The organism is Bradyrhizobium genosp. A (genome assembly GCF_049949275.1).
Classification (GTDB): Bacteria; Pseudomonadota; Alphaproteobacteria; order Rhizobiales; family Xanthobacteraceae; genus Bradyrhizobium.
In genome coordinates this window covers 3,229,794-3,251,284 of the sequence record NZ_CP188196.1, presented here as the reverse complement: position 1 = coordinate 3,251,284, position 21,491 = coordinate 3,229,794, and the positions used below count along the sequence as shown (strand labels likewise).

The window sequence follows — 21,491 nt, the reverse complement described above, 5'->3', positions numbered from 1 at the left end:
GTTCTTGCGAAGGCCCGTTTCCCCGTCGCGGAACACCCCGTCCGCCGGTCCAAAAATCGTCCGCGCTGGCAGGTCTCCCGGCTTGCGGAGCAGGGTTTCCCCTTCGATCCCCGCCTTCCCGATCCCCAGGGGATCAGTGGCTTTGGGCATCTCTCCGGTCACGGTCGCGGGGGCGGCTGCATTTTGGACCCAAATCTTGCCGATTCGGACCCTATCGCATTCCCTCTTCGCCTGTCATAGGACAGGAACCAACGCCGGGCCACCATTTGCCCCCGGCCGCCTCTTGTCAAGCCGAAGGACCGGGTACGATGACGCCTGAACCGGATACAAAAACGGCCGAGGAAACCGACGCCAGGCACGCCGCGAAAATGGCGAAGATCAAGGTCGCCCGCGACAAGATCATGGCGACCAAGAGCGGTGAAAGGGGCCTCATCATCGTCCACACCGGCGCCGGCAAGGGCAAGTCGTCCTCGGCCTTCGGCATGATCGTGCGCTGCGTCGCCCATGGCTTTCCCTGCGCGGTCGTGCAGTTCATCAAGGGCGCCTGGGATACCGGCGAGCGGCGCCTGCTCACCGGCCATTTTGGCGAGCTCTGCCAGTTCCACGCCATGGGCGAAGGCTTTACCTGGGAGACGCAGGATCGCGCCCGCGACATCGCCGCTGCACGCGCCGGCTGGGACAAGGCGAAGGAGCTGATTCTCGATGCCAATCTGCGCATGGTCGTGCTCGACGAGATCAACATCGCGCTGCGCTACGACTATCTCGACATTGCCGAGGTCGTCGACTTCCTGAAGACCTCGAAGCCGCCGATGACACATGTTGTGCTCACCGGGCGCAACGCCAAGGACGAGCTGATCGAGATCGCCGATCTCGTCACCGAGATGACGCTGGTGAAACATCCGTTCCGCTCCGGCATCAAGGCGCAGGCCGGCGTCGAGTTCTAAAGACACCAAGTTCTGAAAACAACATGGCGCGCGCATTGATGATCCAGGGGGCCGGCTCGGACGTGGGCAAATCGCTCATCGTCGCCGGCCTCGCGCGCGCGTTCACGCGGCGCGGCCTGCGCGTGCTCCCGTTCAAGCCGCAGAACATGTCGAACAATGCGGCCGTCACCGTCGACGGCGGCGAGATCGGCCGCGCGCAGGCGCTGCAGGCGCTCGCGGCCGGTGCCGAGCCGCACACCGACATGAACCCGGTGCTGCTGAAGCCCGAGACCGATGTCGGCGCGCAGGTGATCGTGCAGGGCAAGCGCGTCGCGACTGCGCGTGCGCGCGAATATGCGGCGATGAAGCCTTCCTTGATGGGCGCGGTGCTGGAAAGCTTTGAGCGGCTGAAGGCGCGCGCCGATCTGGTACTGGTCGAAGGCGCCGGCAGTCCCGCCGAGGTGAATCTGCGCAAGGCCGACATCGCCAATATGGGCTTTGCCCGCAAGGCCGACGTGCCTGTGGTGCTGGTCGGCGACATCGATCGCGGCGGCGTCATTGCGCAGCTCGTCGGCATCAAGACGGTGATCGATCCTGACGATGCCGCGATGATCCAGGGGTTTGTCATCAACAAGTTTCGCGGCGATCCCACGCTGTTCGACGACGGCTACAAGTTGATCGAAGCGAAGACCGCGTGGAGCGGCTTTGGCGTGCTGCCCTGGTTCGCGCGCGCCGGCGAGCTGCCGGCCGAGGATGCGCTCGGTCTGAGCGACGCGCGCAAGCCGGGCCAGTGCAAGATCGCTTGCCTCGCGCTGTCCCGGATCGCCAATTTCGACGATCTCGATCCTCTAAAACTCGAGCCCGGCGTCGATCTCGTGATGGTGCGTCCGGGCGAAGCAATCCCCGGCGATGTCAGGCTCGTCATCATCCCCGGCTCAAAGTCCACCCGCGGCGATCTCGCCTTCCTGCGCGCGCAGGGCTGGGACATCGACCTGCTCGCGCACCACCGCAGGGGTGGCCATGTGCTCGGCCTCTGCGGCGGCTACCAGATGCTCGGACGCAGCGTCGCCGATCCTGACGGCATTGAGGGGCCCGCGGGCGACACGCCGGGCCTTGGCCTTCTGGATGTGGAAACGGTGATGAGCCCGCAAAAGACGCTGACACGTGTTGCGGCCGTGCATGCAGCGACGGATCAACCGATCCAGGCCTACGAAATCCACATCGGCCGCACCGATGGACCGGATCGCGCGCGACCGTTCTCCAAACTGAATGGCGAGCCGGAAGGCGCGATCTCCAGCGATGGGCGCGTGCAGGGCAGCTATCTGCACGGCCTGTTCACGTCGGATGATTTCCGCAAGGCGTATCTCGCGAAACTCGATATTCCCGCGGGCGAAGAGCCGTATCGCGCGAGGGTCGAGAGCGCGCTCGATGCGCTGGCCGATCACATCGAAAAGCATCTCGACGTCGAAGGCCTGCTCGCGCTAGCGCGCTAGCACCTCGGCAAGGCGCGACCATTCGGCTTCAACGCCCGGAAGCCCAAGGCGCAGCCATGTCGGGTTTTGCGCGAAGACGCGAGACCAGATCTGGCCACGCGCAAGCTTATCCAACGCGGCGCGTGCATCCGGCGTCTCGTAGAGACGAAGCAGTGGTGCGCCGCCGACGAGCCGCCAGCCCTGCCCTTGCGCCATCTCGTCAAGGCGAACGCAGTCCCGGGCAAGCCGCGCTGACGTCGCCTTGGCCCAGGCATGATCGCGCAAGGCGCGGCAGCCGATCGCGATCGCCGCGCCCGACACCGGCCATGGACCCGATGCCGCCGCGAGCTTGCCGATGTCATCCACATGGCCGATCGCGAAGCCGAGCCGCAGCCCGGCAAGGCCATAAAACTTTCCGAACGAGCGCAGGATCAGCAGCCCCGGCCGCCCCGCTTCCGGAGCGAGCGAGAGCTCGGGAACGGCATCAACAAAACTCTCGTCGATGACGAGGTGACCGACGCGCGGCAGGAACGTGAGCAAATCCTTCGGCGAGTAACGGCGGCCGTCGGGATTGTTGGGATTGACGACGATGGCGAGGTTCGCCCCCGCCAGCGCATCGAGCGCCCCGACCTCCTCGACCTCCCATCCTGCGGCCGACAGAACGGGACCATATTCGTTGTAGGTCGGCGCGAGGATGCGCGCCCGGCCGCGCGGCGCAAGCTGCGGCAACAATTGAATGGCGGCTTGCGCACCGCCCATCGCGACAATCGGCGCGCTTGTCGCGTAGGCGTGCCGGGCCGCCTGATGCAGGGCCTCGATCTCGGATCGCGACGGCAACGCCTGCCAATGATGCGCGGCGATCTCGCCCACCGGATAAGGCAGCCGGTTGATGCCCGTCGACAGATCGATCCAGTTCTCGGCGCGTCCGCCAAAACGCTGCTGGGCCAGATCGAGATTTCCACCGTGCTCGCGCATGCCCCGTTCTTTCACGCGAAAGCCAGGATCGCAAGGACGCCCGCGAGCAGCAGCATGGCGCGGCGGTAAACGGTCAATCCCTCGACGATGTCGGCGCTAAGCGGATCGCGCGCGCCTTCGTTGAGCCAGGGCTCGTCGGTCGCGCTGCCGTGATAGATGCGGGGGCCGCTGAGCCGCACGCCGAGCGCGCCGGCCATCGCCGCTTCCGGCCAGCCGGCATTGGGCGAGCGATGGCGGCGCGCATCGCGCGTCATGCACGACAGCGTCTCGGACCGTTTTGGCGCCAGCACCACGAAGAGAAAGCCGGTCAGACGGGCCGGAATGAAGTTCGCGACATCGTCGATGCGCGCCGCGGCCCAGCCAAAGGCTTCGTGACGTTCGCTGCGGTGGCCGATCATGGAGTCGAGCGTGTTGATCGCCTTGTAGCCGAGGATGCCCGGCAGGCCGAACAGTGCACCCCAGAACACGGGCGCGACGATGCCGTCGGACGCGTTCTCCGCGAGGCTCTCGATCGCCGCGCGCGCGATGCCGGCTTCATCGAGCGCGGCGGGATCGCGGCCGACGATGCGCGAGACCGCTTCGCGCGCGGCAGCGATGTCGCCGGCCAGCAGAGGATTGGCGACGGCGGCGACATGATCATGCAGCGAACGCAGCGCCACCAGCGGCCAGGCAAGGACGCCGATCAGCACGATCTGGATCCAGCCCCAAGGAAGTAGGAACTGAAGCAAGAACTGAAGCAGCCATCCGAGCGCAACCGCGAGCGCGATCACCAGAAGCGCGCCGGCGACGCCGGCAGCGCGGCGGAGCACCGGCGGGTCGGACGCTCGATTCCAGCCGGTGTCGATGGCACCGATCAGCCGGCCCAGCCAGGTCACGGGATGGCCGATCCGCGCAAACAGTTCTGACGGCCAGCCCAGCAGGGCATCCACCGCCATCGCTACCACCATCGCGCCCGCAAAACCCACACCAGCCTCCTGTCCTGCCCCTGTTGCGCAAAGCGAGGGGCCAGCGCAAGCCCCCCGGGTGCCCGATTTCGGCTTTGTCTTTGGCCGCGATTGGTGATTAGTCAGGCTCACAGGAGACCTTCATGGCCGTCATCTTGATCACGGGCGGAGCGCGATCGGGCAAGAGCGCCCACGCGGAAAAGCGCGCGCGCAGCTTTCCGGGTCGGCCCATCTACATCGCGACGGCCGAGGCGCTCGATGCCGAAATGGAGACGCGCATCGCGAAACATCGAGCCAAGCGCGCGGCAGTCGACTGGATCGAGCGGGAGGTACCGCTGGATCTCTTGCAGACGCTGATCGAAACCGATGGCAGCGGCCCAAGGCTCGTGGACTGCCTGACCTTGTGGCTCTCCAACATGATGCATGCGGGGCGTGACTGGGAACACGAGGTCACGAAACTCGCCGTCTTCCTCGGCGGCCAGAAAGGCCCCGTCGTTTTCGTCACCAACGAGGTCGGTCTCGGCATCGTGCCCGACAATGCGCTGGCGCGCAGCTATCGCGACGCCGCCGGGATCATGAACCAGATCATCGCGGCCGTTGCTAACGAGGTCGATTTCGTGGTCGCCGGCCTGCCGATGAAACTGAAATGACGCCGCGCGCCGACATTCTGAAAGACGTCGTCGCCGATCTCAGGATCGCGGGGTCCTTCGTCACGATCGTGCCGGTGGCATCGTCAAAGCCGGCCGGCGATGGCGACATCGCGCGCGCAACCTGGGCGCTGCCGGTCGCGGGATTGCTGGTGGGCCTTGCCGGCGCTGTGGTCTACGCGCTCGCGAGCAGATTCGGACTGGCACCAGGCATGGCCGCCCTGCTCGCGCTCGCCGCAACGACCCTCGTCACCGGCGCGCTGCACGAAGACGGGCTTGCCGACACCGCCGACGGGCTCGGCGGCGGACGGACGCGCGAGCGCAAGCTTGAGATCATGCGCGACAGCCGGATCGGCAGCTATGGCGTCTGCGCGCTGATCCTGTCGTTCGGCCTGCGCTGGAGTGCGTTGGCCGCAATCGCCAATCCATGGGCCGTGATGCTGGCTTTGTGCTCAGCCCACGCTGCGGCCCGCGCAGGCGTGCCGGCCTTCATGTCGCTGGTGGCCCCGGCGCGTGCCGACGGGCTCTCCGCGCGCGCCGGATCGCCGCCGGGCCGCAGCGTGGCCGTCGCCTTCGCTGTTGGAACGCTCGCCCTCGCCCTTGCGCTCGGACCGGCCAAGGCACTGGTCGGCCTGGTCCTGCTCTCGCTCGCCGGGCTGATGCTGGCGCGGCTTGCCATCCGTCAGATCGGCGGACAGACCGGCGACATCCTCGGCGCTTTCGAGCAGGCCGGCGAGATCCTGATCCTGCTGGTGGCCGCAGCCTTCCTTCACGCTGGAGGATGATCGATGGTCGAGTTCGACGACACCTTCCGCCGGCAATTGCGCGAGCTGTTCGTGTGGCGCCGCGACGTGCGCCGCTTTCGCTGCGATGCGCTGCCCGACGGCGCCGTGGAGCGGCTGATCGAGACGGCCTGTCTGTCGCCGTCGGTCGGCCTGAGCCAGCCGTGGCGCTTCGTCACCGTCGATGATGCGGCGCGGCGCCGCGCCGTAATCGACGATTTTAGGGCATGCAACGCCGACGCATTGAACTGCTACTCCGGCGAACGCGCCGGCCGCTATGCTGCGCTAAAACTCTCGGGCCTCGAACAGGCACCTCGCCACCTCGCCGTGTTCGCCGACAAGGCCAGCGACATCGGCCACGGCCTCGGCCGCGCGACCATGCCGGAGACGACGGAATATTCCGTGGTCGCGGCGATCACCGCCATGTGGCTCACCGCGCGCGCCGAGGGGATTGGTCTCGGCTGGGTCTCGATCCTCAGCCCGGAGCGCATTCACGCCATTCTCGACGTGCCCGCCTCCTGGAAGTTCATCGCCTATCTCTGCATCGGCTATCCCGAGGCGGAGTGCGACCAGCCCGAGCTCGAACGGGTGAAATGGGAACACCGGCGGGGTGCCGACGAATTCACGCTGCGGCGCTAGTCGGGGCTGCCAACGAGCGTTCACATCCGCCTCTTGCGCCTCTCGCCCGCAATCGGTGAACTGACCGAGCTCGACGCACAGTTGAGATCGAACTATGGGCCCTTAACGAACCGCACTGCTCCTGTTGTGATGTCGGCTATCGTCGGTAGAGCGGACGCGGGGCCGCGGTCGCTTCGACTGCCGCTTGTGACCCAGAGTCGACTTCGCTGTTGAGCCGATTTGCTCTGGGTGCTACCATTCGATGACATCATTCCCGTTAGGGCTGATGGGGCGGGTGGGTTATCAGGCTTACGGACTGCCGCCTGCTTGGAAATTGGAATACTTGAGCCATAAGCCCCGCCTCCGGACGCATTTCAAAGTCGGCCGGGGAATGTTCATTGGACGTCATTTCCCTCCGTTCTTCCCATTGACTCGGAGGCGGGCTTTTTTGTCCAACGCTTTAGAAAAAGCTATTTGCCATGTCTGCTTTCAGAAGCCGGGCCCCGTGCGCGGCAGGCAATGACCATTCAAGCGCAAGACGAGTTTGCCGATACCTTTTGGCTTCGATACTCTGGTCCGCCACCGTCATTCCCTTCGCGAGCACCGCGTCAGCCCAATGCGCAGCCCGCGATGTCTTGCAAAACCGGCCGAACCTCAAGACGCGCTCGGCCCCAGCGTCCCAACAGCCTATCGGGTCCGCCCGCGACGTTGCGACATGGAAGACGATTACAGTAGGTACCTTCGCCGACTCGCTTACGTTGCGCAACGAGCTCGACAGGAATGGCTGCAATGTCGGTGGTCAGGCCGCTGAAATCCTTGCTCGGCCTACGTTCACCGTTAGCTCTCACAAGATGAATGTGGAGCTTATCGATCTATCGCCAGCGCAGCTTGGGTTCAGGTCCGATACCGTGACCTTGGCTAACGTTTACGCACGCGCCCAGCAGCTCGGCTTTGAACTTGCCGCGGCCGAAGTCGGCCCGCAATTGCGTATCCAATATTTCGACCAGCCTATCGGCGAATTTCTCATCATCGGAATGGATCCGATCACGACATGGAGCGGCGAGCCGATTATTCTGAATGTGGCAAATGGCGGGGCCGGATTGATCCTAATCGGCCAGGATGGTCGAGGCGAAGCGGATATACCCATAACATCTCGTTTCATTTTCGCCCGATCCCATCAACCAGCGGCCAGCACCGAACTTGTCGGCTCGGTCGCAGCATTTCCGCCGCCGTAAATCGACTGACGCGTTAGCGTCGAATGACGGCTTGTGGCCGATCGCTTCCGTTGACGCGGCGTAGCCAAGCGTCGGTTCGGAGCGGACCGGAAGTTTGCATCCGAGCACTAAGCCAACGCGATTGACCCATACCGGAAGTCCCACAGCTTCGTTAAAACTCTAACAATCTGCCGCCAGGTCGATTGATGGACGCAGTTTATACAACTGGCGCACTGAAGCGGTGGCGAGGAATGTCGATGAGGCTGCGATCCCTTCACAGCGTTGTGGTTTTCGTGTTGGCGCTGGGTCTTGCTGGATGCGGCAGGTCCGAGAGCTACCGATACAAGCTGACGCTGGCTGTCAACATGCCGGACGGCGTTAAGCGTAGTTCAAGCGTGACCGGGTGGGATTTTTGGGAAGTCTCAATCCCTGCTCGCGGAACTCCGCACAGGATTCGCGGCCAAGCTCTGTATTTGGACCTCGGCCCCGGTGCGAGGCCGCTAATCGCTCTTCTAACCAGTCACCTTCACGAGAAAAAGCATATTGGTGTTGTTTGGGATTGGGATGGCGCTAGCTTATTCTCAGGATTCCACGGTCTGGAAACAAGCTTCGGAAATGGCGATGCTCTGTTAGATTGGGCAGCGCGCCTCTCCCACATGCGGGGTCCAGCAACGATTACTCCTGCCGACCTGCCCGATCTCGTGACATTCGCTGACATCAACGATCCGAATAGCGTGATCGAAGTCGATCCGAATGATCTTCAGGCGACGCTGGGTCCGAACATCACGTGGAACGAGCTTACAATTGATATGACGGATGAGCCGGTCACAAAGGGTATTGAGCTTAAGCTGCCTTGGATACCCTACTATTGGTGCGGGATGCTTGATGGCGCCCGCTACAAGGACAAGAGGACCCTCGCAAACACCTTAAGCACGGCCGACTTTGATCAGTCTGAGGAATCTAGCGAAAGAATAAAGGAAAAGTTGCGTGGTAATATTGAATCGGAGTGTCAGAAGAGCCGAACGGAATGGCTGAGCAAACGATAGCCAAGTACCGCTCTCGTAGGTCAGTTCGAGGTGCGAAGTACGATTTCATCGAATGGCGATGGACTTCCGCTATTGGCCCATACCAACGAAAATCGGCGCGCGGCCAAATGGCGGCTGACAGGAGAAGACCGGAAAATGGCTGACCAGCGCTGAACCGACGCGATTGACCCATCTCGGACATCAGCCGTACTGCTCTGCGTCATTGAAGTCGTCCAGCGTACCCGGTATCCTCGACGAGAGGTTGTAGGGGCTAGCGCGACGTCTGCCTGCAGAGGAGGACAAGATGAACTCGATGTCCCGAAGGATTTTTGTCGCCGCGCTTCCGCTCATGGTTGTTGGGCTTCCGTCCGCTACTCGCGCGCAAAGCAATCCGCCAACCCGCGCGACGTTGTTCCAGGATGTGCGCATCTTCGATGGCAAAAGTGCTTCACTCTCCGCACCGTCCAATGTGCTGATCAAAGGCAATATTATCGAGCGCATCTCGACGGAGCCGATCGCCGCAGAGCCAGGCCTGACCGAAATCGCAGGGAACGGCCGAACGCTGATGCCCGGCCTGATCGACGCACACTGGCATGCGATGCTGATCCGGCCCAATCCCGCTCAGTCAATTACTGGTGATGTGGGCTACAACAACATAGCTGCGGGCGTCGAGGCCACTGATACGCTATTGCGCGGCTTTACCACAGTGCGCGACGTTGGGGGACCTGTATTCGGATTGAAGCAAGCCATTGACGAAGGGCTGATTGCGGGACCGCGCATCTATCCCTCAGGAGCTTTTATAACGATCACGAGCGGGCACGGTGATTTCCGACAATTGTCTGAACTGCCGCGAACGATCGGCGGTATGCTCAGCCGCATGGAGCAAATTGGCGGTAGTATGGTCGCTGACAGCCCTGACGAGGTTCGCGTACGTGTCCGCGAGCAACTCATGCAGGGAGCTTCTCAGATAAAGCTGACCGCCGGCGGCGGTGTGTCCTCGCCCTTCAGTCCGATTGATGTATCAACGTTTACGGAGCCTGAACTACGTGCAGCCGTCGAAGCAGCAGAGAATTGGGGTACATACGTCACAGTGCATGCGTTCACATCAGCGGCGATCCAACGGGCCGTCGCCGCCGGAGTGAAATGTATCGAGCATGGATTCCTGATGGACGAGGCCACCGCCAAGCTGATTGCCGAGAAAGGCGTGTGGTTGAGTACGCAGCCTCTCCCAGAGGGGTTGAGACAAGGCTTTCCGGTAGGCTCAGTCCAACGGACAAAGGCTGACGAAGTCTGGCCTGGCATCGCCCGGACCTACGAACTGGCGAAGAAGTACAATATAAAAACGGCATGGGGCACAGACGTTCTCTTCTCTCAAGCGCTAGCGCAACAACAGGGGGCAATTCTCGCCTCGCTTGTCCGCTGGTACAGTCCAGCCGAAGCGCTCAGCATGGCGACCGGAACCAACGCCGAATTGTTGGCATTGTCCGGCAAACGTAGTCCGTATCCTGGCAAGCTCGGCGTCGTGGAACAGGGCGCGCTTGCCGATCTGCTGCTGGTCGACGGCAATCCACTGGAGAATATCAACCTGATCGCCGACCCGGCCAAGAACTTCAAGGTAATCATGAAGGATGGACGGGTATACAAGAATACCCTGTGACCGTGCCACTGCGGTCGGGTTCATGTCTCTTGTTGGCCCAAAGGCGAAATCGCCGAGCACGCCGCTTCCCGGCCGCTGTTTGGGGCCAGGCAGACATCGGCAGCCTGATGAGCCGCGCCCAATCTTCAGCGCTTGCGCCTAGTCCTCACGCCCAAACCGTTCGACCAGGAAATCGATGAACAGCCGCACCTTTACCGACAGGTGCCGCGTCGGCGGATAGACCGCATAGAGTGCAAGCGGCGGCGCAGAATAATTGTCCAGCACCGTCCGCAGTTGACCTTTCTTCAGGGCATCCGCGGCAATGAACTCGGGAAGCAGCGCGAGCCCCCTGCCCTTGATCGCGACATCGCGCAGCACTTCGGCATTGTTGACGCAGAGCGACCAGGCCGGCTGAATCCAGTGGTCACCGTCGCTGCCGGTGAGCTTCCACTGATTGCCCGTGAGCAGGAAGCCGTAGGTCAGGGACGCATGTTCGCGCAGATCCTGCGGATGCTTTGGTGTGCCATGACGCGCCAGATAGTCCGGCGATGCACAGACCATGCGCGGCACAGGCACAATCTTGCGCGCAATCAGGCTGGAGGACTCCAGCTCCGCAATCCGCAAGGTCACGTCAAAACCGTCCTGCACGGGATCGAGCAGATCGTCGCTGAGCACGATCTGGAGCTGAAGCTCCGGATAGCGCGCCATGAAATCGGCGAGCACAGGACCTAGCCGCATGGTGCCGAACGACATCGGCGCGTTGAGTCGCAACAGGCCGCGCGGCGCCGACTGGGCTTGCGCCACCGCCTGGTCGGCGGCCTCGATCTCCGAGAGGATGACGACGGCACGCTCGAAATAGCGCTGGCCGTTCTCGGTCGGGCTCGCGTGGCGGGTGGTCCGGTTCAAAAGCTGGACGCCGAGGCTCTCCTCGAGGTCGGCGATGTATTTGCTGATCGCCGAGCGCGACAGCCGCAATTGCCGGCCGGCCTCGGCAAAGCTGCCGCTTTCGATCACTTTGACGAAGGCCCGGAGGCTGGCGACCTTATCCAAGGGCCCACTCCCGGGATTGTTTCCAAATCGTAGACATAGACGTCATATTTGCATGGATTGTCTCCAATTCAAAGCGGAACGATATTTCGGTCCAGAGCAAGACCGCTCCCCGAACTCAGGAGGACGACAATGTCTGGACTGCACCACGTCACCGCGATTGCCGGCGACCCCATCCGCAATTTCGGCTTCTACACCAGGGATCTCGGCCTGCGCTTCGTCAAGAAGACGGTCAATTTCGACGATCCCGGCACCTATCATTTCTACTATGGCGACGAGACCGGCCGCCCCGGCACCATCCTGACCTTCTTCCCGTGGGCTGGCGTGCCGGCCGGGCGTCGCGGCGTCGGCGAGACCCATCAGACCGCCTTTCGCGTACCGCAGCGCTCGCTCGGATACTGGACGCAGCGCTTCATCGAGAAGGGCATCGCCTATGAGGCGCTTGAGAAGCGCTTTGGCGAATCCGTGCTGCCGTTCACCGATCCTGATGGCATGGCACTCGCGCTCGTCGGCATTCCCGGCGCCGAGAACGAACCCGGCTGGAGCAATGGCGACGTGCCGGCCGAGCACGCGATCCGCGGCTTCCACGGCGTGACCTTGCTGCTCGACAGCGCGGCGAAGACCGCGGCCGTCCTCACCGACGTGTTCGGCTTCAAGGAAGCGGGGCGCGAAGGCTCGGTGATCCGCTTCAAGGCGCCGGGCGATGCCCAGGGCAGCGTCGTCGACATCTACGAAGCCAAGGGCTTTCTGCGCGGCCATCAGGGCGGCGGCTCGGTGCACCACATCGCCTTCCGCGCGGCAGACGATGCCGAGCAGGGCAAGATGGCGCAAAAGCTCGTCAGCAATCACGGCCTGCACCCGACCGAGCAGAAGGACCGCAACTATTTCCGCTCGATCTACTTCCGCGAGCCCGGTGGCGTGCTGTTCGAGATCGCCACCGACATCCCCGGCTTCGCCGTCGACGAGCCGGTTGCGACGCTCGGACGCGACCTGAAGCTGCCGGGCTTCCTCGAAGCGCACCGCAAGCAGATCGAGGGTGTGCTGCCCAATTTGGAAGAAAGCGTGTCATGACCGAGAGCACATTCATCCATCGTTTCGAGCCCGCGACCAGCGCGGGCTCTCCGCCTCTCCTGTTGCTGCACGGTACCGGTGGCGACGAGAACGATCTGCTCGGGCTCGGCAGAATGATCTCGCCCGGCTCCGCCCTGCTCTCGCCGCGCGGCCGCGTGCTCGAGCACGGCATGCCGCGCTTCTTCCGCCGCCTTGCGGAAGGCGTGTTTGACGAGGAAGACGTACGCCGCCGCGCGCTCGAGCTCGGCGAGTTCGTTGCCGACGCACGGAAGCAATACGGCATCGCCGCACCGATTGCGGTCGGCTTCTCCAACGGCGCCAACATCGCAGCCGCGCTGTTGCTGCTGAAGCCGGACGTGCTGGCCGGTGCCGCGCTGCTGCGCGCCATGGTGCCGCTGTCCGATCCGCCCAAGGCCAAGCTCGATAGCAAGCCGGTCCTGCTTCTCTCCGGGCACGCCGACCCGATCGTTCCGGCAGGCAATTCGGCAAAGCTCGCAGCGCTGTTGTCGGAAGCAGGAGCGCGTGTCGACTACAAGGTCCTGCCGGCCGGCCATCAATTGTCGCAGGCCGACGTGACCCTGGCGCGCGACTGGATCGGTAACGCCGCCGCGAAAGCGGCCTAAGTAAACAAGTGGCGCATCGTTCACGAACGATGCGCCACAGCTATCACTCGAACCATCCCCTTCGCTGCCCTCGCGCCGGATCGCACGGATACGGCCTTCCTGCGCCGGGCTAACGCATGAGGGTTCCAATCGTTCAACGTCGGGGATCGACAGAAGCGGCGCTCTCAAATGAAAGCAGGCGCGGCCTTCTTCGATGATGCCATCATGCCAGTGTTTTGCCCGACGGGTCAAATGGCATCGCCGACTCGCGCAAGCCATCGAGCGGATCGCGCAAGCCATTGAAAGATCTAGCCCCGGCTACTGTGCATGGGGTTGTTTTGCGAGTTTTGTTTGGGTCAGCTCTTCCTTCTCCCCTTGTGGGAGAAGGTGGCGCGCATCGCGCGCCGGATGAGGGGTCTCTATCCGCGGATGAAGCTGCTCAGGAATTTGAGAGCATCACACGCGGAAGCATACCCCTCACCCCAGTGTGTCCGTGTCTACGAGCGGAGCTGCCCTCTCCCGCAAGGGGAGAGGGCACAGCAACGGCCGCCGCGTTGGTGCTCGTCCTATTCCCAGGACCAGGCCGAGAAATCGTTCTCGAACTGCGGGACTTCCTTCCAGACGCCCTTCAGCTTCTTGTTGATGACCGTGGGCCATTGCGGCTGGAACAGGAAGCCGGCCACCGCATCGGTCGCCAGCATGCGCTGGGCATCGCCGAGCAGCTTCGCGCGGCCGGCCTCGTCCGGCGTCGACACGATCTGCTTGTAGAGCGCGTTGAATGCCTCGCTGTTGTAGCCGAGATAGAAGTCGGGCTCGGTCAGCTTGACGAGATCGAACGGCTCGACGTGGGAGACGATGGTGAGGTCGTAATTGTGCGGCCCGTTGGGGGCGAAGGCCTGCGACAACCACTGCGCCCACTCGACGTTCTCGATCTTGGCGTTGATGCCGACCTTGGCGAGCTGGGCTGCAAGGATCTCGCCGCCCTGCCGGGCGTAGGGCGGCGGCGGCAGCTTCAGGCTGAGCTCGAGCGGCGTGGTAACACCTGCTTCAGCCAGCAGCTTCTTCGCCTTCTCGGGGTCGTAGGGATTGACGGCGGTGGTGTCGACATAGCCGAGCGAACCCGGCGTGTAGAAGCTGCCGATCGGCGTGCCGAAACCTTCGACCGAACCGTCGATCATCGACTTGCGGTCGATGGCGGCGAGGATCGCGCGGCGCACCCGCACGTCGTCGAGCGGCTTCTTCTTCTCGTTGATGGCGACGATGGTCTTGGCCTTGGAGCCGCCGACCAGCACGGTGAAGCGCGGATCGCTCTTGAACTGCGCGACGCCGCGGGTCGTGACGCGCGGGAACGCGTCGACGTCGCCGGACAGCAGCGCCGCAATCTGCGCGGCGGGATCGCCGATGAAGCGGATCGTCACCTTGGACAGCTTGATCGCGGAGGCGTTGCGATAGTCGGCCCATTTGCTGAGCGTGAGCGAGGAGCCCTTGACCCAGGCCCCTAACTGGTACGGCCCGGTGCCGACCGGCTGCGTCACGTTGGTCGCAGCACTCTTCGGCTCGACGATCGAGCCGCTCGCCTGCCCGAGCAGGAACGGCAGGTTCGGCTCGGGATATTTCAGCGTGAGCACGATCGTGTCGGCGTCCGGCGCGTCAACCTTCTCGAAGGCCTGGAACAGGCTCTTGTCCTTGTTGGTGCTGTTCGCGGCCGCGTTGCGCTCGAACGAGAATTTTACGGCGGCGGAATCGAACGCCTCGCCATTCTGGAATTTGACGCCCTTGCCCAGCTTGAACGTGTAGGTCTTCAGGTCGGGCGACGCGGTCCAGCTCTCGGCGAGCAGCGGCGAGACCGAGCCGTCCTCGTTGATCTTGGTCAGGGTCTCGTAGATGTTGTAGAGCGTGACCTCGGCGATCGCGGCAGCCGCGGCGTTGGTGGGATCGAGTCCCGGCGGCTCCAGCGTCATGCCCATGACGACGCTGTCCTTCTTGCTCTGCGCCAGCACCGGCAGCGGCGCCGCGGCCAATGCTGCGGCAAAAGCGACGATCGTTAGCTTCTTCAACATGCCCTAACTCCCCGGCCTTCTTCTGTCGTCTTGAGGCTACGCCAATCCTGTAGCCGACATTAACCTTCCATGGCCGCCTGCGGCAATGCCATGACCGCCTCCGCCTTGTGGCAGGCGGCGAGATGTCCCTCGCCCACCCTGCGTAGCAAGGGCGGAACCTCGCGGCAATGCTGGTCGGCGAGCGGACAACGCGCCACATAGGGGCACCCCGCAGCGGCCGCCGATTGCGAGGCGATCGCCTGGGCCCCGCGCCGGCGCCGGCCCCCGCCGGCGCGTGCGCGCGGCACGGCGTCCAGCAGCGCCCGCGTATAGGGATGGGCGCAGCGCTCGAACAAATCCTCCGGCCGCCCCTGCTCGACGATCCGGCCGAGATACATCACTGCGACCTCGTCGCAAAGATAATCGACCACGGCGAGGTCGTGGCTGATCAGGATGTAGCTGAGGCCGAACTGCTCCTGGAGATCCTGCATCAGGTTCAGCACTTGCGCCTGCACGGAGACGTCGAGCGCGGAGACCGGCTCGTCCGCGACGATCAGTTTTGGTTGCGTGATCAGCGCGCGCGCGATGGCGATGCGCTGGCGCTGTCCGCCGGAGAACTCATGCGGATATTTGTCCATGTCCGCCTCGCGCAGGCCGACCTGCTTCAGCACCGCCGCGACGCGGGCGCGGAACGTGGTGCGGTCGGCATCATCGAGCACGGTGAGCGGCTCGGCGACGATGCGCGCAATGGTCTGGCGCGGGTCGAGCGATCCATACGGATCCTGGAACACCATCTGGAAATCGCGCCGCGCGCGGCGCAATTCATCGGGGGAGATGCGGTTGAGATCGCGGCCGAGCAGCGCGACCTGCCCCGCGGTCGGCCGCTCCAGCGCCATCACCGCCCGTGCAAAGGTCGACTTGCCCGAGCCGGATTCGCCGACAATGCCGAGGCTCTTGCCTGCGGAGACCTGCACGCTGACGCCGTTGAGCGCGCGCACATGGCCGGGCGGACGGAACAGGCTTTCCCGCGGCAGCGTGTAGCGCTGCTCGAGATTTTTGACGTCGAGAAGCGGCGCTGCGGTCATGCCGACAGCGCTCCGACATTCGCGGCCATGGACACATCGGTGCGCACGCAACGCACGACATGGCCAGGACCGACTTCGACCATCGGCGGCAGCGCCGCGCGGCACTTGTCCTGGACCAGCGGACAGCGATCGCCGAAGGCGCAGCCCACCGGCAAATCCGCTAGCTCCGGTACCGTGCCCGAGATCGTGGTCAGCCGCGTCCCCTTGCGCGCGCCGAGCCGCGGACGGGCGCGGAACAGGCCCTGCGTGTAGGGATGGCCCATGCGACGGAACACCTCGTCGGTCGGCCCGCTCTCGACGACGGTGCCGCCATACATCACCATCATGCGCTGCACGTTCTCGGCGATGACGCCGAGATCGTGCGAGATCAGGACCATCGACATGCCGCGCTCCTCGACGAGGTCGGCGATGAGATCGAGGATCTGGCCCTGAATGGTGACGTCGAGCGCGGTGGTGGGCTCGTCCGCGATCAAGAGATCAGGCTCGCAGGCGAGCGCCATGGCGATGGTGACGCGCTGGCGCTGGCCGCCGGAGAACTGATGCGGATAGGCATCGATGCGCTTGGCCGGATCGGGCAACCCGACGCGGTCGAGCAAGGCGATCGCCTCTCTGCGCGCCTGCGTGGCTGAATATTTCTTGTGACGCCGCAGCGGCTCAGCAACCTGATGGCCGATCGTGTGCATCGGGTTGAGCGCCGTCATCGGCTCCTGGAAGATCATGCTGATGCGGTTGCCGCGTAAGCCGCAATAATCCGCATCCGGGAGCCGCACGAGCTCGTTGCCCTCAAGCTTGATGCTGCCGCTGACGGCCGCGCTGTCCGGCAGCAATCCCATCAGCGACAGCGCCGTAACCGACTTGCCGCAGCCGGATTCGCCGACGAGCCCAAGCGTCTCGCCACGCTTCAACGCAAAACTGACGCCGCGCACGGCCTGCGCCGGACCGCGGCTGGTGTTGAGGCGGACGCCGAGACCAGCGACCTCTATCAGCGGCATGGTTGCGGGATCAGCCATCGTCACCGCTCCCGCGCCAGTCTGGGATCGAGCAGATCGCGCAAGCCGTCGCCGAGCAGATTGAGGCCGAGCACCGCGATCGCGATCGCAGCACCCGGATAGACCGCGAGCATCGGCGACTGGAACAGCATGGTCTGCGCATCGTTCAGCATGCGGCCCCAGGACGGCTGCGGCGGCTGCGTGCCGAGCCCGAGATACGACAGCGCGGCCTCGGCGAGGATCGCCAGCGCAAACTGGATGGTCGCCTGCACGATCAGGATCGACAGGATGTTCGGCAGCACGTGCTCGATGGTGATGCGGAAAGCGCCCTTCCCCGAGGCGCGCGCGGCCAGCACGAATTCGCGCGCCCAGATCGCATTGGCCGAGCCGCGCGTCAGCCGGATAAGCGTCGGGATCTGGAAGATGCCGATCGCAATGATCGAGGTCAGCATGCCCGGCCCCGCGACTGCGGCGAGCATGATCGCCGAGAGCACGGCCGGAAAGGCGAAAGTGAAGTCGGAGAAGCGCATGATGATCTCTTCGGTCCAGCCGCGCTTGGCCGAGGCGATCAGGCCGAGGCAGACGCCGAAGGTGAGACCGATGCTGACCGCGATGATGCCGACCAGGATGGTCGAGCGCGCGCCGGCAAGCAGCAGCGAGACAATGTCGCGGCCAAACGTATCGGTGCCGAGCCAATGCGCCGCCGAGGGCGGCCGGAGTTTCGAGGCGATGTCGATCTCGTAAGGCGACCACGGTGTCCACACCAGCGAGAGCAGCGCCGAGACGACCACCAGCAGGCTGAGCGCGCCACCCAGCACAAAGCTGCGGTGGCGCAACGCGCGGCCCCAGAAGGTCCTGGCCGGCAAGAGGCGCGTTGCGACCGGGGCGTCAACCGGCGTGGAAAGCTGCGCGCTCACAGGTCGTGCACCTTGATGCGGGGATCGATGAAGGCATAGAGCACGTCGACCACGAAATTGACGATGACAACCATGGTCGCGAGCAGCATCACGCAATTGCGCACCACGATCAGGTCGCGGTTGGCGATCGACTGGAAGATCAGCCGGCCGAGGCCCGGCAGATAGAACACGTTCTCGATCACGATGGTGCCGGCGAGCAGATTGGCGAATTGCAGGCCCATTACCGTCATCACCGGGATCATGGCATTGCGCAGCACATGGCTCCACAGCACCTCGCGCTTGCCGAGCCCCTTTGCGCGCGCGGTGCGGACGAAGTCTTCGCGCAGCACTTCGAGCACGGCGGAGCGCGTGACGCGGGCGAGAATCGCGGCCTGCACCACCGCGAGCGAGATCGACGGCAGCAGCAGCGATTTGACGCCGGGCCAAATGCCGTCCTCCCAGCCGGCAAAGCCGCCGGCGGAGAGCCATTGCAGCCGCACCGCGAACAGCAGCACCAGCAGGATGGCGAACCAGAAGTTCGGCAGCGCGATGCCGATCTGGGTCAGCGACATCACGCCGACATCGCCGAGCTTGTTGTGGTTGGCGGCGGTGTAGATGCCGGCCGAGAGCGCCAGCACCACCGTGATCAGCATCGACATGATCGCAAGCGGAATGGTCAGCACCATTCGCTCCGCGATCAGAGCGCCGACCGGGGTGCCGTAGACATAGGAGTTGCCGAGATCGCCGACCAGGAGCCCCTTGACCCATTGCAGGTAGCGCACCGCCAGCGGCTGGTCGAGCCCGAGCTTGACGGTGAGCGCGCGCACCGCGTCGGCCGAGGCGTCCGCGCCCATCAACATCTGCGCGGCGTTGCCCGGCAGCGCATCCAGCACCAGGAAAATGATCACGGATGCGCCGACCAGCGTCGCCAGCAATGTCAGGACACGTCGGAGGACAAATACGCTCATGCGCGGTCGGGTTCAGGGCTCATCAGCGGCACGATCAACATGTCCCGACGCGCAACGCAAGCCCTTTGCCGCATGTGCCCCATCTCAGCCGGGCCGGCGGACGAGAAGGTCGTGCGCGGCTTCGAACAGCGCGCTGACACGCAACAATTCCGCATCGGCCCGGAAGCGGCCCACGAGCTGGAGCCCGATCGGCAGGCCGTCGCGGCCAAAACCGCAGAGCAGACTGATCGCGGGGTGGCCGGTCATGTTGAACGGCATGGTCCAGGGGAACCAGTGCGGCCGGACGCTGTCAAACTGCTCGCCGTCGATCTCGATGGTGCCGAACAAATCCTGGTCGATCGGCAGCGCTGTACGGGTGATGGTCGGCATCGCCAGAAGGTGCCCACGCGCAAGCAGGGATTGCACGCGACGGAACAACGCCGTGCGCGCGAACATCGCCTCCTGGTAGTCAACGCCGCTGACATTGGTTGCCAGCGCGATCTGCTTGACGAAGGCCTCGCTGAGGACGTCGCCATGCTCGGCCACCAGCTTCGAAAAGCGCGAACGCCAGACGGTATGGTTGATGGCGCGCCAGATCGGCTCGACGTCGTAGCCCTCGCCGGAGAATTCTTCGAGCTCGGCACCTAGGCTCGCGAGCCGGTCGAGGCTCGCCTTGAAGGCCGAGGCGACATCCGCCGACACCGGACGTCCGGGCGGCGAGGCGCAGAACAGGATTTTCTGCCCGCGCAGATCGCCGCGCGCGGCGGCGGTGCCGATGAAATCGGGCACGGGCACGCCGATCGACCAGGGATCGCAAGCATCCTCGCCGGCCATCGCCTGCATCATCAATGCGGTGTCGGCCACCGTGCGCGTGGTCGGCGTGACATAGGTCTGGTTGCCGAACGCATCCAGCGCCTGGCTGTGCGCGATCAAGCCGTTGCTCTGCTTCAAGCCCACCACGCCGTTGCAGGCGGCAGGAATCCGCGTCGAGCCGCCGCCATCGGTCGCGATCGCCAGCGGCGCGATGCCGCTCGCCATCGCCACGGCCGCGCCGCCGCTGGAGCCGCCAGACGAGCGCTCCGCGCTCCAGGCGTTACGTGTGCGACCGAACAGCGGTGAATCGGTCAGGCACTTGCTGCCGAATTCCGGCGTCGTGGTCTTGCCGATCAGAATCGCACCTTCCGCGCGCAGCTTTGCCACCGCGACGGCATCCTCGGTGGGGACGTTGTCCTTGTAGGGAATGGCGCCAAAAGTCGTCTTCACGGCGCGTGTGTTGACGATGTCCTTGACGGTGACGGGAAGCCCATGCAGCAGGCCGAGCGGCTCGCCCGCCATCACCCTGCGCTCGGCCTCGCGTGCCGCTGCCATCGCCTCGTCGCCGCAGAGCGTGATGAAGCAATTCAATTCGGGCTGGAGCGCCTCGGCGCGCGCGAGCACGGCGCTGACGATTTCGACCGGCGACACCTTCTTGCTGGTGATGCGTTTACGCAGTTCGGTGGCGGAGAGGAAACAGAGGTCGGTGCTCATCAGGACAGGCTCACGTCAGGACGCGCGGACCTTGCCAGCGCGGAGTTGACCTGTCCATTTCGGCCGACGCATGGCCACAGTCCGCCGGGACATCGCGAGGCCCCTGACGCGCGACCTACCAGTTCCAGCTGATCTCGTGGCTCCAGGGCGGATCCGCACCCGGACGGGTGCAGGTCAGGCCGGCGCAGTTGGCGGCAAAGAAGAGCGCGCGGCGGAGCTCGTCTGCGCCGATGTCCTTCAATTGTTGCCGGGCGAGGCGCCCCTGCTTGTGCAGGGCGAACAGCAATGCGGCCTGAAAGCTATCGCCGGCGCCGATGGTGTCGGCGACCGCGACCTTCGGCGCCTCGACCTCGATCTGCCCTGCCTTCGCATGCCAGGCGATGGCGCCATTGTTGCCGCGGGTGATGACGACGAGACTCGTGCCCTGCCCCAGCAGCGCACTCGCGCGTTGCTGATAAGGCTCCTCGCCAAAGAGGTAGGCGAAGTCGACGTCCGACATCTTGACGAGATCAGCGCTCGCAGCGAACTCGACCATGCGCGCAAGATAGGCCGGCTTGTCCCGGACCAGATTGGGCCGGCAGTTCGGATCGAAGGAGATCGTTGATGAGGCCCGCGCATCTGCGATCAGGGCCTCGGTCTCGGCAGCGCCCTGGTCGTTGACCAGCGTGGTCGAGCCGACATGGACGGCTTCGACGGTGTCGACGGCAATGCTCCCGTGCCGGTAGGTCCAATTCCGCGTCGCCGTCTCGGCGTCATAGAAGGCGTAATGAGACTCGCCGGCGACGATGCGGACGAAAGCGAGCGTGGTCTGGAGATCGCTGCGGGTCGCGAGACCAAGCTCGACGTTCGAGGCGGCGGCGTGATCCGCGATCATGCGCCCGAACAAGTCGGTCGAGATGCCGCCGACAAAACCGGTCGGTGCGCCAAGCCGCGCGATGCCGATCGCGACGTTGAGGCAGGAGCCGCCGACCGCCGGCATCACCGCTTCCCGGCCGTCGGCGTTTTTCGTCGGCACGAAATCGATCAGCGCATCGCCGCAAGAAATCAGCATG

The 21,491-nt window shown here is 64.4% G+C and carries 20 protein-coding genes and 1 riboswitch; of the genes, 10 read left to right on the top strand and 10 right to left on the bottom strand.

From position 1 onward, the window contains the following. Positions 1-50: 50 nt before the first annotated feature. A riboswitch (cobalamin riboswitch) is annotated at positions 51-268 on the bottom strand. A gap of 40 nt (positions 269-308) precedes the next feature. Further along, positions 309-944, top strand: a complete 636-nt coding sequence (cobO, locus tag ACP2YP_RS14975; RefSeq protein ID WP_426425009.1) for a cob(I)yrinic acid a,c-diamide adenosyltransferase — start codon at positions 309-311, stop codon at positions 942-944. 23 nt (positions 945-967) lie between these two features. Then, positions 968-2,416 (top strand): cobyric acid synthase, encoded by a 1,449-nt coding sequence (locus tag ACP2YP_RS14970; protein ID WP_426425007.1) that lies wholly within the window; start codon positions 968-970, stop codon positions 2,414-2,416. On the opposite strand, the gene cobD is transcribed toward ACP2YP_RS14970, so the two are convergent. Both cobD and cbiB read right to left on the bottom strand, forming a co-directional pair. Next, positions 2,405-3,370: a threonine-phosphate decarboxylase CobD gene (cobD, locus tag ACP2YP_RS14965; protein WP_426425006.1), complete on the bottom strand. Its 966-nt coding sequence runs from the start codon at positions 3,368-3,370 to the stop codon at positions 2,405-2,407. The two genes, ACP2YP_RS14970 and cobD, sit on opposite strands and share 12 nt — an antisense overlap. 11 nt (positions 3,371-3,381) lie before the next feature. Further along, the gene (gene cbiB / locus ACP2YP_RS14960; protein ID WP_426425005.1) at positions 3,382-4,335 is read right to left on the bottom strand and encodes an adenosylcobinamide-phosphate synthase CbiB; all 954 of its coding nucleotides are present in this window, start codon (positions 4,333-4,335) and stop codon (positions 3,382-3,384) included. A gap of 122 nt (positions 4,336-4,457) precedes the next feature. Between cbiB and cobU the strand changes: the two genes are divergently transcribed. The 6 genes from cobU (at position 4,458) to ACP2YP_RS14930 (ending at position 10,257) form a co-directional block, all read left to right on the top strand. Next, positions 4,458-4,964, top strand: coding sequence for a bifunctional adenosylcobinamide kinase/adenosylcobinamide-phosphate guanylyltransferase (cobU, locus tag ACP2YP_RS14955; protein ID WP_426425003.1), 507 nt, complete (start codon positions 4,458-4,460; stop codon positions 4,962-4,964). Then, the gene (cobS, locus tag ACP2YP_RS14950; protein ID WP_426425002.1) at positions 4,961-5,746 is read left to right on the top strand and encodes an adenosylcobinamide-GDP ribazoletransferase; all 786 of its coding nucleotides are present in this window, start codon (positions 4,961-4,963) and stop codon (positions 5,744-5,746) included. Before cobU ends, cobS begins: the two co-directional genes overlap by 4 nt. A gap of 3 nt (positions 5,747-5,749) precedes the next feature. Then, the gene (bluB, locus tag ACP2YP_RS14945) at positions 5,750-6,382 is read left to right on the top strand and encodes a 5,6-dimethylbenzimidazole synthase (RefSeq protein WP_426425001.1); all 633 of its coding nucleotides are present in this window, start codon (positions 5,750-5,752) and stop codon (positions 6,380-6,382) included. A gap of 737 nt (positions 6,383-7,119) precedes the next feature. Next, complete coding sequence (locus tag ACP2YP_RS14940) at positions 7,120-7,596, top strand: hypothetical protein (protein WP_426422778.1); 477 nt, start codon at positions 7,120-7,122, stop codon at positions 7,594-7,596. A gap of 236 nt (positions 7,597-7,832) precedes the next feature. Beyond that, positions 7,833-8,621 (top strand): hypothetical protein, encoded by a 789-nt coding sequence (locus tag ACP2YP_RS14935; RefSeq protein WP_426425000.1) that lies wholly within the window; start codon positions 7,833-7,835, stop codon positions 8,619-8,621. 283 nt (positions 8,622-8,904) lie between these two features. Then, positions 8,905-10,257 (top strand): amidohydrolase family protein, encoded by a 1,353-nt coding sequence (locus ACP2YP_RS14930; RefSeq protein ID WP_426424999.1) that lies wholly within the window; start codon positions 8,905-8,907, stop codon positions 10,255-10,257. A gap of 138 nt (positions 10,258-10,395) precedes the next feature. On the opposite strand, the gene ACP2YP_RS14925 is transcribed toward ACP2YP_RS14930, so the two are convergent. Continuing rightward, complete coding sequence (locus ACP2YP_RS14925) at positions 10,396-11,286, bottom strand: LysR substrate-binding domain-containing protein (RefSeq protein WP_426424998.1); 891 nt, start codon at positions 11,284-11,286, stop codon at positions 10,396-10,398. A 129-nt stretch (positions 11,287-11,415) separates the two neighbouring features. On the opposite strand from ACP2YP_RS14925, the gene ACP2YP_RS14920 reads away from it, so the two are divergent. Next, positions 11,416-12,354, top strand: coding sequence for a ring-cleaving dioxygenase (locus ACP2YP_RS14920; protein ID WP_426424997.1), 939 nt, complete (start codon positions 11,416-11,418; stop codon positions 12,352-12,354). Continuing rightward, positions 12,351-12,977: an alpha/beta hydrolase gene (locus ACP2YP_RS14915; protein WP_426424996.1), complete on the top strand. Its 627-nt coding sequence runs from the start codon at positions 12,351-12,353 to the stop codon at positions 12,975-12,977. Before ACP2YP_RS14920 ends, ACP2YP_RS14915 begins: the two co-directional genes overlap by 4 nt. Positions 12,978-13,522: 545 nt before the next feature. Here the strand turns inward: ACP2YP_RS14915 and ACP2YP_RS14910 are convergent. The 7 genes from ACP2YP_RS14910 to ACP2YP_RS14880 form a co-directional block, all read right to left on the bottom strand. Continuing rightward, positions 13,523-15,016 carry an ABC transporter substrate-binding protein gene (locus tag ACP2YP_RS14910; protein WP_426424995.1) on the bottom strand — a complete coding sequence of 498 codons (1,494 nt, stop codon included), beginning with the start codon at positions 15,014-15,016 and terminating at the stop codon, positions 13,523-13,525. 59 nt (positions 15,017-15,075) lie between these two features. Next, positions 15,076-16,080, bottom strand: a complete 1,005-nt coding sequence (locus tag ACP2YP_RS14905) for an ABC transporter ATP-binding protein (RefSeq protein WP_426424994.1) — start codon at positions 16,078-16,080, stop codon at positions 15,076-15,078. Next, the gene (locus ACP2YP_RS14900; protein ID WP_426424993.1) at positions 16,077-17,090 is read right to left on the bottom strand and encodes an ABC transporter ATP-binding protein; all 1,014 of its coding nucleotides are present in this window, start codon (positions 17,088-17,090) and stop codon (positions 16,077-16,079) included. Before ACP2YP_RS14900 ends, ACP2YP_RS14905 begins: the two co-directional genes overlap by 4 nt. Positions 17,091-17,092: 2 nt before the next feature. Then, the gene (locus ACP2YP_RS14895) at positions 17,093-17,986 is read right to left on the bottom strand and encodes an ABC transporter permease (protein ID WP_426424992.1); all 894 of its coding nucleotides are present in this window, start codon (positions 17,984-17,986) and stop codon (positions 17,093-17,095) included. Beyond that, positions 17,983-18,933, bottom strand: coding sequence for an ABC transporter permease (locus ACP2YP_RS14890; protein WP_426424991.1), 951 nt, complete (start codon positions 18,931-18,933; stop codon positions 17,983-17,985). Before ACP2YP_RS14890 ends, ACP2YP_RS14895 begins: the two co-directional genes overlap by 4 nt. Positions 18,934-19,017: 84 nt before the next feature. Further along, entirely contained in the window at positions 19,018-20,439 is a 1,422-nt protein-coding gene (locus ACP2YP_RS14885) for an amidase (protein ID WP_426424989.1), read from the bottom strand. Between the two features lie 115 nt (positions 20,440-20,554). Then, positions 20,555-21,490, bottom strand: coding sequence for a carbohydrate kinase family protein (locus ACP2YP_RS14880; protein WP_426424988.1), 936 nt, complete (start codon positions 21,488-21,490; stop codon positions 20,555-20,557). Position 21,491: the final 1 nt, after the last annotated feature.